The 12,305-nt window shown below is 67.4% G+C and carries 5 protein-coding genes and 1 pseudogene; 4 read left to right on the plus strand and 2 right to left on the minus strand.

Going from position 1 to position 12,305, the window contains the following annotated elements:
* Positions 1-246 precede the first annotated feature (246 nt).
* Complete coding sequence (locus ABZ664_RS38455) at positions 247-1,293, minus strand: IS630 family transposase (RefSeq protein WP_362522025.1); 1,047 nt, start codon at positions 1,291-1,293, stop codon at positions 247-249.
* Between the two features lie 825 nt (positions 1,294-2,118).
* Between ABZ664_RS38455 and ABZ664_RS38460 the strand changes: the two genes are divergently transcribed.
* A complete protein-coding gene (locus ABZ664_RS38460; RefSeq protein WP_362522027.1) occupies positions 2,119-8,793 on the plus strand; it encodes a LamG domain-containing protein in 6,675 nt (2,224 codons plus the stop codon).
* A gap of 382 nt (positions 8,794-9,175) precedes the next feature.
* Here the strand turns inward: ABZ664_RS38460 and ABZ664_RS38465 are convergent, their stop codons facing one another.
* Positions 9,176-9,589: a hypothetical protein gene (locus ABZ664_RS38465; protein WP_362522030.1), complete on the minus strand. Its 414-nt coding sequence runs from the start codon at positions 9,587-9,589 to the stop codon at positions 9,176-9,178.
* A gap of 650 nt (positions 9,590-10,239) precedes the next feature.
* On the opposite strand from ABZ664_RS38465, the pseudogene ABZ664_RS38470 reads away from it, so the two are divergent.
* The 3 genes and pseudogenes from ABZ664_RS38470 to ABZ664_RS38480 form a co-directional block, all read left to right on the plus strand.
* A pseudogene (locus ABZ664_RS38470) lies at positions 10,240-10,898 on the plus strand (IS5 family transposase); the annotation flags it as partial.
* Between the two features lie 99 nt (positions 10,899-10,997).
* Complete coding sequence (locus tag ABZ664_RS38475; protein WP_362522033.1) at positions 10,998-11,597, plus strand: putative dsRNA-binding protein; 600 nt, start codon at positions 10,998-11,000, stop codon at positions 11,595-11,597.
* 118 nt (positions 11,598-11,715) lie between these two features.
* Positions 11,716-12,297 carry a LysE family translocator gene (locus tag ABZ664_RS38480; RefSeq protein ID WP_362522036.1) on the plus strand — a complete coding sequence of 194 codons (582 nt, stop codon included), beginning with the start codon at positions 11,716-11,718 and terminating at the stop codon, positions 12,295-12,297.
* Positions 12,298-12,305 lie beyond the last annotated feature (8 nt).

The raw sequence follows: 12,305 nt of genomic DNA on the forward strand, positions 1-12,305 counted from the left end.
ACGCCCGACAACACGATCTACCCGACACCGTCAGCAGCCACACCGAGCTGACCGAAACCACATAGGAAACTCTCCGGGAAACCGGGGGAACCTCACCGCCCTCCGCGCTCACATGCGCAACCCCGGTGTAGGGTCCGCGTTTCTGCGTCACTTTCCGCGTTTCGGTGTCCCATAGGTGGCCCTTGGGACACAGTTCGCGGACTCGCACGTCTACATGGTCGCGCTACTGAGGTTAAATCTCTAGGGTTAGGCCAGTTCGAAGGGCAGACCGGTCTCGTTGAAGAAGCCGGTGATGAGATCGGACCGGTATTGCATGCGTTTCAGCCGGGACTTGATGGTCGTGTTGAGGGTGTCCAGGCCGGTGACCGCCAGGTTGCCCAGCCCGTTACGCAGGTTGGCCCAGATCCCCTCGGCCGGGTTGAGCTCAGGGGCATAAGCGGGCAGCCGATAGACCGTCAGCCAATCGCGGGCGGCGATGTAGGACTGCATCGCCCGGCTGATGTGAGTGTTCAAGTTGTCCCACACCAACACGATCGGCGCGCCGAGCTGCTGGTGGGCGGCGTCCAGCAGGTCGGCGTAGTCCCGTTCGGCGAAGCTGCGCCGCTCGCCCTTGCGCCCCCGGTGCAGCCGGATCCGGTAGATCAACCGGCTCCGAGCGCCGGGCTTGCAACAGACCAGGCCCGCGATCGACACCCGGCCCGAGCCCTTGCCGGACACGGTCACGACGGGCGTATGCCCTCGCCGCGACCAGGTGCGCACCCGTGGCGGTCTGGAGGATTTGACCGGCTTCGTCCTGGAAGCAGATCCACGCGTCCTGAGCCGCCGCCGTCCTTTTATCCGCTGCCACTGCTCGGTCTTCCACCAGGTGATCACCACCTCGTCGCGCTCAGCGGCCCGGTGCACGCTCATCTGCGGTGACCAGCCCATCCGATGCAGTAACAGCGACACCCCGCGCAGGCTGTAGCGGACGCCGAAACACCGGGCGATCACCTCGGCGACCCGGGCCAGTGTCCAGCGCTGATCTTCGATCCAGCCGTGGGCGGCCGGCCCGGCCTTCAGTTCGGCCTGCAGTCGCTCCCGCTGTTCCTCGGTCAGCCGGCACGGCCACCCGGCCGGTCCTTTGGAGGCCAGCGCCGCGGTTCCCCCTGCCTGCCAGGTGCGATACCAGCGGCTGGCCGACATCGGCGAGACCCGCAGCAGCCGGGCCACCTCAGCCTGCGACGTTCCCCGTGCGAACATCTCTGCCGCGCGCAGCCGCACCGCCTCGCGTCGCGCTCTGTCTCTGGCGGTCAATCCACCGCCTTCCGGATACCTCATAATTCCGGCATATCGGATGCAGGGTCACTCAAAGGTCATAAATCACCCTCGATGATCTAACTCCCGGGCTTCAACCTCAGTAATGGATCGTCGTCGCGCTCTAGGGCGTCCACCGATGCCGGCCCACGGTGGCCTCGACGGTTGCTCCGAGCACGGGCGCAGTGCCCGTTGGCGGAACGGGTATCGGCCAGGCGCAGATTACGGCCGATAGGTGATCCCTTATTACAGACTGACCGAGGCACCGTGAAACCATCAGAAAACTTACATAAAATAGATGTCCCTGCCGCATTATATCGGCCGCTCTTCATGCAGGAAAAGGTCAGGCCACATTTCTGGTGGCAGTCGAGATAGCAAGGATTTCAAGTCAATGATGCGGAAATCGCAGCCACGCTGAAAAGCGGCGCACCATACCGAAACTGTCTGTTGTTATTTGCCACGCGATGTGATGTCTTAGTGATGGTTCGTGTTGGGCAGGCGGTATCGGTGGATGTGCACCGCTGTCGCTTAAGACGCGCCTCGGTCCTACAGACAGGGAGTCAAGCTGGAGGGCGGCGTCTGCCTGCCCAGGTGACGGGGTGAAAGCTCTGCAGTGCCGTCGGGCATGGGTCGCACACGTCGGCTCACGGCGCCGACGGGTGATATTCGAGCCGTTGTTGCGCGGCCCCTTAGTAGACGCACACATCTCATTCTTTCGCGTACGTATTTAGCGCACGCATTCAATCCGGTCGCATCACGTTTTGTTTTGTGGTGCGCGGATGTCTTCACGTGCTTTTCAGGCGTCAATGGTCAGGAGTTCGCTTCGTGCATGACAAAAACCTGGTGAAGGTCTACAAGGACCGTCAGTACACCTCCACGACGATGGTCCGCCACGACGGCATGGTGGTCGCCTTCGCGGTGGGGGCCGACCGGCATGTCTACTACAGCGTGCTGAGTCTGGATCAGGCCGATCGGGCGCGGGGAGCGCTGGATGCGGCCTACTGGAACAGCGACCCGGGGCTGCTGCCCTTCCCCACTGAGATCGTCGAGGTGGGCACGGAGGCGCCGCTGACGGCGGTCATGCCGACGGTGAAGAAGCGCGGCTCGGTGGAGGCGTCGTTCTCGGAGAAGCTGCTGCCGGGAGAAGACGATCCGTTTCTGTCGACGACGGCTCGGCTGACTTCTACCTTTCCCATCCAGGTGCTCTCAGACGGCCGGCACATCCTGGTGTTTCGCCAGTCGGTCGCCTCGGGCGATGCGGGGTCGGTGTACAAGACGAGCGCAGGCTCGTGGTCGGGGGATGCAACACGTAAGGACTACACCCTGGTCGGCGGGGCCAAGGTCGCCGCCGCGGACTCCGCGTTGCTGTGTGACCGATTCGTGCTGGTCGGCGCCGAACTCAAACCGGTTGTGGAGGCGCGCTACCAGCGCAGCCGCAGCCGGGTCGCCCCCGCCTCCGGCGGAGACACCCTCGGCACCCGCGACATGGAAGGGCGGCTGTTTTACGAGCCGACCCTGAAGCTGTCGTTCGCGGGCAAGCTCAGCGGCGGGATGTTCTCGGTGTTGTCACTGCCGACCGCGATCTCGGGGTTCTCGCGCTGGCAGGTCTTCACCGCCGACGACGCCGGTCTGCTGCACAGCTACAACCTGGAGCAAAGCCCCGAGGGGTTGTTCAACGTCGCCGGCACCCAGCTCTACACCAGTCCCGACGCCAAGTTCGCCGGCTCGGTGCTGGAGCGGTCTCCGGGCATCGATTCCCACACCGGGAAACTGCTGGTGCCGGTGCGCCCGCCGCAGAATCGGGGAGGCACCGCGCTGCGGTTCGACAACACCGCCAGCGCCCCGGTCATCGTGGGCAAGACCACCACGGCGGTGACCGCCGGGCCCTACACGATGGAGGCCTGGATCAAGCCCGCCACCGCCACCACCACCGGCCTCATCGTGGGACGCACCGACACCACCGGCACGGCCACCCCGGCCTATTTGAGCCTGAAGGCCGACGGCAAGCTGCTGTTCGGCCACGGCTCACAGACCCTCACCTCCACCTCGGCGGTGACGATGGACGCCTACTCCCACGTGGCGGCGGTCTTCGACGGATCACAGATGCAGCTGTTCGTGAACGGTGTGGCCGCGGGCACCCTGGCCACGACCACGACTGTCGAGGTCACCTCCCAGCTCCTGGTCGGCAAACGGGTCGTTTCCGGCCCGGCGCCGGCTGATCCCTTCCACGGCCATATCGACGAGGTGCGGATCTGGACGATTGTCCGCGGCGACTTCTCGGCGCGCGGGCAACGGCCGGCCGGCACCGAGACCGGGCTGTATGCCTACCTGCCCTTCGACGAGGGCACCGGCACCACGGTGCGTGACCGCAGTGTCAACACGTTCGAGGGCGCGTTTGCCACCGGCCCGGTATGGACCGATTCGGACGCTCCGTTGTTCGACGGCCCCGGGGTGAGCCACCAGTCGTTCTCGATCACCGGGCGCAAGGTGGTCTGCGGCCTGACCGCGACCTTGTACTACCAGCAACGCCCGGCGATGACGGGGTATGACCACACGCCGACGCCGGAGAAGGGCCAAGCGCGAGTCTTGCTGGCCTTCGCCACCTCCGGGCCGCCGCCGACGGGTGAGCCGACTGGCCGCTCCTATGTGGCGACCCTGGACTTCGCCCTGTCGACGGAAGGGAAGCTCGCTACAGCACCGGCGGTGATCGATCTGACCTGGATCGGCACGGCTGATCCCACCAAGGACACCGACAAGCTGCGAGCCGCCCAGGAGGCCGTCACCGCGGCCCGCGGCCAGCTCTACAACGACCAGGCGCTGGTAGCGCGTATCCCGGCCTACGAGGCGAGGTTCGCGCAGCTTAACGAAGAGCTCCACGGCGGCTGGTACAGCCTGAACTCCCAAAGCTATGTCGCAGGTCCTGCCGGTAAATGGGGGCGGGAAGTGAAGGCAAGAGTAACTGCCGAGGTGAACATCCTGGCGCCCGAGTACGTGAAACAGATCGAGGCCAGAGCACGGCTCGGGGCGGACAAGGCGGCCTTGGAGACGGCGCTCAACACCCAAGCCACGCTGAGCGGGGGGCTGCTCGGCGCGGCCGAGGCGGTCTTGACGATGCCCAAGGTGTGCATCGACCGCTCGGGCTTGAGCGTGCTGGGCGCCTTGTTGTCGGTCGCCTGGACAACGCACGCCCCCGCGCTGCTGGATGTCTCCACCGGTGAGGTGGCGCTGTACTTCCGCGGCGGCGATGGCCAGTTCTTCGCCGTCTACTACGCCACCACCATCTCCCCGGCCGTCAAGCAGATCGCCGTGACGGGCGGCACGTTGCGCCTGTCCGGCCGCGATGTGGCGATGAAGCTGGCCGACTTCGACGTGAAGGTGACCGCGACCGGAACCGGGACCGGGGTCGGCACGTGCAAGGTGGAGGTGAGCCGGGGGGCGACGGTCGAGACGTTCCCCTCGGTCCCTGATCGGGCCGACCTGCTGGCCGCAGTGCTGAACGGCTCGGCACGAGGATCGACCCTGGGGACGGTTTTGTCGATCCAGGACAAGACCGTGACACTGACCGAACCGCTGACAACCACCCTGGTGGCAGGCTCGGCCATCCTGGTGGGGGAGGACAACTGCACCGTCGCAACCGGGCAGCTGGGGTCGGCGCAGATCACTCTGTCCACCGCCCCCTCCACCGCCGGCACGGGCGCCAGGGTCCGCATCGCGGCCTATGACTACACGCTGGCCTCGTGCAACGTGGCCGGCATGTCGCTGGCTCACGGCTCGCTGCTGGTCAGCGCCTACGCCGGGTCCCTCACCGCGTCGGTGCCCGCAGGAACCGCGTCGAATCTCAGCGAACCGCTGGGGCCGCGCTGGCACGGGGATGCGCCGGGACGGGCGTTCTCCTTCGACAACGCCCAAAAGCACCACCTGCAACTGGCCAGTACGGCGAACATCTCCGCCCTGACCGCGTCCGGGAACCTGACGCTTGAGGCTTGGGCCAAGCCGACGTTCGTCGACGGCCTGGACACCATCTTGCACACCGATGTCGGCGACACCTGGTACGCGCTGGGTGTGGAGTACGGCACCCGGACCAACGGCGAGTCCGGCTACCACGTCAACGCCAACATCAACAAGCAGCTCTTCCGCAGCACCGAGGTGTTCCCTCTGGCTGAATGGGCGCATCTGGCGGTGTCGTTCGAGCAGGACTGGGCGATCCAGATGGATGGCACCGGTCATCTGAACGCCGGCGGCGCGGGCGGTCTGGACCTCGTGGACGACCTGACCATCGAGGCGTTCGTCAAACTCGACTCCATCGGCGCCAAGCAGGGACTGGTCGGCAAGGGCGCGTTCGGCGCCGGCAACCACACCGCGGTCCCCTACTGCCTGTATGTCGACACCGACGGTCGCCTCGCCTTCACCTTCGAGCCCGGCTCCGGCTCGGCGGCGGCGAAGGTCTACAAGTCGACGACGGCCCTGACGGCGGGCGCCTTCTACAAGGTCGCCGTCACCCGCAAGAACCCAACGGGTACGACGACCGAGGTGGAGATCTGCTTCTTCATCGACGGCAAGAAGGTCGGCGACTCGCAGTGGTACGGCGGCACCAAGCCCGTGGGCAACGACGCGCCGGCCGAACTGGGCCGGATGATGGAGGGCAAGACGGCCTCCGGCCTGAAGGGCGCACTGTCGGAGGTGCGGATCTGGAACATCGCCAGGAACAATACCCAGATCGGTGCGCCGATCACCGCCAAGGCCGCCGGCCTGGCCGCGTGGTGGACCTTCCCCGAGAGCAAGGGATCGCAGACCGAGGACCTGTGCGGCACCTATCCGGCCACGCTGCACGCGGTGAGCCGCGTCCGCACCCCCGACCCCGACGGAAACCGGTTCACCTTCTACCGCAACGGCAGCCCCGTCCCCTCGACGAAGACGACCTCGACGACGTCGAGCGTGGTGCGGCCCCTCTCTCCGCGCTCGGTGGTGGCTGATGGGTTCACCGGCGACCTGGACGAGATCCGGGCCTGGCGCACCGCCCGCACCCAAGAACAGATCCTGGACAACATGTTCGGCCGCGTCCGCGGCGACCGTCAGGACCTGCTGGCCTACTATCCCTTCGACACCGACGACACCGTGGCCGGGGCGTCGGTGAAGGACGCCGGCCTCAGCGGCCATCACCTGACCCAGTCGAGTCCGGCTCCCAAGATCGTGCTGTCCACCGCGCCGATCTCCACCGACACCGCCCAGATCCGCTCCGCGCTGACCGGCATCCGCACCGCCTTCCACACCACGATCGCCACCACCCCGGCCGCCACCGAATACGGTGACATTCAGCGCCTGGTCGACGATTCGCTCATCGGGGTACTGAAACGGGCTTATACCTACCTGCAGGCCGACAAGTCCTGGGCACTGATCACCGGCTACAAGGTCGGTGAGCTGACCACGACCTGGGTGGGCCAGGCCCAGTTCGACCCGCAACTGATCGGCTACATCGAAGGCGCCCCGCCGATCCCGTCGGAAAACCTCATCGCCGGCACCGCCGACGACTACAAGGGTGCCTCCTCGGTCGCCTTCGTCCAGGCCGACACCGTCGTCAACGCCCTGTCATCGGCCAAGAACAACAGCATCGACACGTCCGCGAAGCTGAAATTCGAGATAGCCACCGCCCAGAGCATCTGGACCGTCGCCGCCCCCCTGGGCGCCGGTACCGCACAACCAATGGCCGAAGCCACGTTGGATCTCGGGCTCAACGTCGAACTCAAGTACGCCAACACCTGGAGCAACGAGACCAAGGTCTCCCAAGGCACCAACACCACCCGCACCAGCAAGGTCGAGGTCACCGGCGGCTGGGAGGATCCCGACCCGGCCAAGCAGGTCAACCCCACCGCCGGGCGGCGCTGGGTACCGGCCAACACCGGGTTCGCCGTGGTGCAGTCCGAGACCGCCGACCTGTTCGCGCTGCGCCTGGTCCACAGCGGCGCCCTGGTCGCCTACCGGATGCTCCCCTCGCCCGACATCCCCCGCGACTGGAACCTGATCCCCTTCCCGATCAACCCCCGCTACACCAAGCAGGGCACCTTGGACGGCGTCGTCGGCTACCGCGAGCAGGGGACGAGCAAGGCGCTGAAACCCTTCGCCGACCCCGACTTCCCCAACGCGGCCGCCGACGGCGTGCGCGGCGAGTTCAGCTACTTCCGGCCGGTGGAGGCCTACCGGATCAAAAAGCGGATCCAGCGCGAGCAGCAGCAACTGCAGGGCTTTTACGAATCGGTGTCCACCGAGACCCATGCCCCCGACCCCACCCATGGCCAGGCGGCCAAGGTGCTGAACGGAATGATGGGCGGCACCGGCGCCGAAGTCACCCAAGGCGGCAACGTCGAGGCCGGACGTGAGGCCACCCGGGCCGCCTCACGCCGCAACATCGTCAACACCTACGTGTGGACCGCCGCCGGCGGGTTCTTCGCCGAGACCACCGGCACCACAGACCAGGTCACCGAGACCACGACCGGCTCCTTCACCTTCACCGCCGCCGTCGGCTGGAGCGAGGTCGGAGGCTTCGCGATCGGTAACGTCGGCGCCAAGTTCGGTTTCGAGTCCACCACGACCACCGGCTACAGCGTCACCCGCAGCAAGTCCAAAGACTCCACCCGCACCTTCAGCCTGGACGTCAGTTGCTCCCCCGGCAACCGACTGCAGAAACACAACGGCGACGCCCCCCTGTTCGACGCCGACAACAAACCGATCCTGGTGCCCGGCCGCGTCGACGCCTACCGCTTCATGAGTCTCTACCTCGACACCAGCACAGACAACTTCGAAGACTTCTACGGCAAGGTCATCGACCCCGAATGGCTGGATCGCGGCAAGGACCCCAACGCGCTGGCCCTCAAGCGCGCCCAGCAATCCGATCGCAAACCCCCCTGCTGGCGCATCATGCACCGGGTCACCTTCGTCAGCCGCGTCCAGGACACCGCCACCACCACCCCCTCCCTGGCCCAGGCCATGGGCGCCCTCGGCATCCGCAGCGATTATGAGCTCATTGGTCGCCTGCAGCCCCACCTGACCGGCGCTACCGGCGACTTCAACGCGTTGAGCGGAGCAGCCAAAACCGCGCTGGCCACCCATTTCGCCCGCTTGGTCCCCTACGCTGAGACCATCGTGGGCCGCCTGGCGGCCTACTACAACCTTCCCCCCGACACCCTCGCCATCGCCCCCGCCGCACCGAAGCCCCAAAGCACCCTCACCGCCACCACCAAGTCCATCGCCAAGGGGACAGACCTCACCGTTCAGTACTCCACCCCGGCCGACACCGTCAGCGCCAAGAACTGGATCGGCCTGTATCCGGTCGACAGGAAGCCCGGCAACGGTGAGTCCCTCGCCTACAAGTACGCCCCCAACGCTGAGGGCACCGTCGCCATTCCCACCACCGCTCTACCCGGCCCGGGGACCTACGCGGCCTGGTACCTCCACAACGACGGCTACACCGCCCTGACAGGCGTCCTCATGTTCACCGTGACATGATCCAGCACCACTGACGAGCCACCCGCCGAGCCACCTGCGGCGCCGGGCGACCTTACCCGACGCCGCAGGAACGGCCCGACACACCTACCAGGATCACAGACCACCGCGCAGGCGAATTCCGCTGATCTCAATCTCGTACAGGCACTAGAACTGGCCACGGCCGAGCTCAGAACCCTGCGCGCGGAACGCGACCGGCTCAAGGCGGGAACAGCCCAACTATGGGAGGTCGAAGCCGAACGTGATTAGTTGCGAGAGGTACTGAAAGCATCTGAAGAGGAACTGAAGGCGGCACTACAGGAGAACAGCACTCCGCTCAGGGAAATGACACGTAACCCGGAACGATGAAGGTGACACGGAGCGCGGACTCAGAGGAGCGCCCAGCTCACGGACTCGCCATGTGACATTGGAACGCGGATCCTACACCCGGGCCGGGGCCCCTGGCGGTGGGCGGGCGACGGGAGTAGGTCCGCTCGGCGGCTCGGGCTGCGGCCTGGCGCTGTTGCGCTTCGGTGCGTTCGCGGGCCTGTTCGTTTCGGGTGCGGACCCGCTTGGCTGCGGCCGGGTCGCGGCGGGCGCGGTCTTGGTCGCGCCGCATCTCCTGGTCGAGGTGGTCGCGGTGGTCGCGGTGGTCGCGCTCGGCGACCAGGGAGGTCAGCAGGCGGGTGGTGCGCTCGTGCTGGCCGGCGGGGGAGTCGGCGATGGTGTGGAAGCTGAGCCGGGCGGCCGCGACGCGCTTGCGGTCGGCCAGGCCCGGCATCACCTGCTCCACGCGCTCAGCGAGCGTCGTCTCCAGCACCTTGGCGAAGGACGTCGAGCCGGTTAGGAGGCGGTGGCGCGTCTGCAGGTCGGCCGCGCTCGTACACGAGGGGGAGGCTTGGCGGGCGGCGTGCAGCGCGTTGCCCGGCTGCGGGCGGCGGCCTCGGCCCGGCGGGCGCTTTGGTCATCGTCTGGGAGGCCTCCTGCAGTCGCTCTTGGAGCCGGGTACGCTGGCTGCTGGGCAGCAGGGCGCGCAGCCCGCTGTTCTTCTCGGCCAGCGCCGCCCGCAGCCGGGCAACGCGCTGCTGGGCGCGCTGGTAGATCCACTGGGCGTCGTGGCGCCGGTCGCCGGCGGTGCGGGCTTGGTCCAGGGCGTGGGGGGCGGTCGCGCTCGTCGACCAGCTCGGTCTTCACCTGGGCGCGGATGGCGGCGACTTGCTCAGCCTGCTCGCGCTCGCGGCGTTGTTGCGCCTCGACCTGCTGGGCCAGGGTCGTCGCGTGGGCGGCGGTCGCCTTGATGCGGGCGTGCAGGGCCTTGTCGCTGAGCAGGCCGTGCGGGCGATCGGGGCGGGTGACCTCGTTCAGCGCCACGCGGGCGACCACCGCCCGGGCGGCCTCGGCTTCGACGGCGGCCAGTTCGCGGGCCCGCACCGCGGCGATCGGCTCAGGCTCGGGGGTGAGGAGCTGGTCGGCACCTTCACCCGGCTGCTGGAGCACGTCCAGGTCCACGACGATGCGATCGGCCAGGTCGACTGGTCGGCCATCTGCGTGGACTCCACCATCGTGCGCGCCCACCAGCACGCCACCGGCGCCCGTAAAGGGGGAGCCACCAAGGCACAGTCAGGCAGCAATCAGCTCAGACCGATCAGGGCCGACAGGCGCTCGGGCGCTCGCGCGGCGGACTGACCACCAAGATCCACCTGGCCGTCGACGGACGCGGCCTGCCCCTGACATTCACACTCACCGGCGGCAACATCAACGACTGCACCCAGTTCACCACCGTGATGGAAACCATCCGCGTCCCCCGCGCCGGTGCGGGCCGACCACGCACCCGCCCCGAGCACGTGATCGCCGACAAGGGCTACAGCTCCCGCGCCATCCGCACCTACCTCCGCCGACGCAAGCTCGGCGCCACCATCCCCGAACGCGCCGACCAGCTAGCCGGACGAGCCCGCCGCGGACACCGCCGCCACACCTTCGACCCGGTCCGCTACAAACGACGCAACGTCGTCGAACGCTGCTTCAACCGGCTCAAGCACTTCAAAGGCATCGCGACCCGCTACGACAAGCTCGCCGCCCACTACCGATCAGCCGTGACCATCGCCTGTCTACTGCTCTGGCTCAGGTGATCCACAAAACAGGACCTAGCCACCACCCGCGGTGGCCACCAAGAGAATGAGCGGTCATTCTTCTGCCGGATCTGCCAGCGCGCCGAGCGCGGAGTGTGGGTGCCGGCGGGCTGGTATTTACTCGAGCGCGCGCCGGGCGGCAAGGGCCGCCACATCCGCCTGGGCTTGTATTGCAGCGTCGACTGCCTGGTGCGCGCAGGAGAGATGTTGGAGGCCGGGGCGGCCAAGCACGCGGCCCGGATGGACCTGCCCACCGAAGAGGACCGGCGCCGCGAACGCGCCCGCGTCGTCGAGGTCGCCCAGACGTTACTGTCGGGCGGGCTGACGATCCGCCAGGCCGCCGAGAGCCTGAATGTGGAGACCTTCACCCTGAAGGGGTGGCTGAAGGAAGCGGGCATCCAGATCAGCCCGGCCGCGCCGGTGGCGGCGGGCTCGCCGGGGTTGTCGGTCGGGGTGGGGTCGGGGGAACGTCATCCGGTGAGCGTGTTGAACGAGCTGACCCAGCAGGGCCGCATCGAAGCGGTCGCTTGGACGGTGACCTCGACCGGGCCCTCGCATGCGCCGGCCTTCACCGCGGCCGCCGCCACCCGCCTGCTCGCCACAAACACGCCCGTGCGCGGTGAGGGGAACGGGGCCAGTAAAACGGCCGCGCGAGCGACCGCCGCGGCCGCGCTGCTGGCTCGCCTCGATGCTCGGTAAGGGTCGGTGGCCAGTGAGCTGGACTTCTGTGGGGTGGGCTCTGCGAGGTTATACCGTGGCCGCCGTGACAAATGTGGCGCAGATGGTGGCTTTCGCTGGTGTGATGACACTCGGGGCGATGTCTCCCGGGCCTGACTTCGCTGTGGTCGTCCGGCGTTCCGCCGTGTCCGGCCGCGCGTACGGCATGGCCGCTGCGGCCGGGGTCTCGGCCGGCGTATTCGTCTGGGTTCTGACCACGGCGAGCGGCATCGCGGCTCTGCTGGCGACCTCAGCCGTGGCATTCACCGTGGTCAAAGTCGTCGGGGCCGGCTACCTGCTGCATCTCGGGGTCAAGGCCTGGCGTGCGGCTTTGCGTAAGGGCGGCGACCTGCGACTGGATCTACCCGACCCGGGAAAGCGCGGCCCGCTGGCGGCGTTCACCGAGGGGCTGCTGACGAACATGCTTAATCCCAAGATGGCACTGTTCCTCATCGCGCTGGTGCCCCAGTTCGTCTCCGGCGACGCCGGGCTGGGCGACGCGCTGGTGCTGTCGTTGATCGCGGTGACGGGGACCGTACTGTGGTTCTTCCTGGTGGTCAACATCGTGGGGTCACTGCGCCGACTGTTCGCCAAGTCGGCCGTACGCAAGACCGTGGACGGGCTCACCGGAAGCGCGTTGATCGCCCTCGGCATCAAGCTGGCCGTCGCCGGTCGCTCGTAGAAGGGGCG

The organism is Streptosporangium sp. NPDC006930 (assembly GCF_040635605.1).
Taxonomy (GTDB): domain Bacteria; phylum Actinomycetota; class Actinomycetes; order Streptosporangiales; family Streptosporangiaceae; genus Streptosporangium.

Bases quoted from the DNA above. Each gene is read 5' to 3' on its own strand.
- ABZ664_RS38480 (WP_362522036.1), top strand. From the start codon at position 11,716: ATGTCTCCCGGGCCTGACTTCGCTGTGGTCGTCCGGCGTTCCGCCGTG.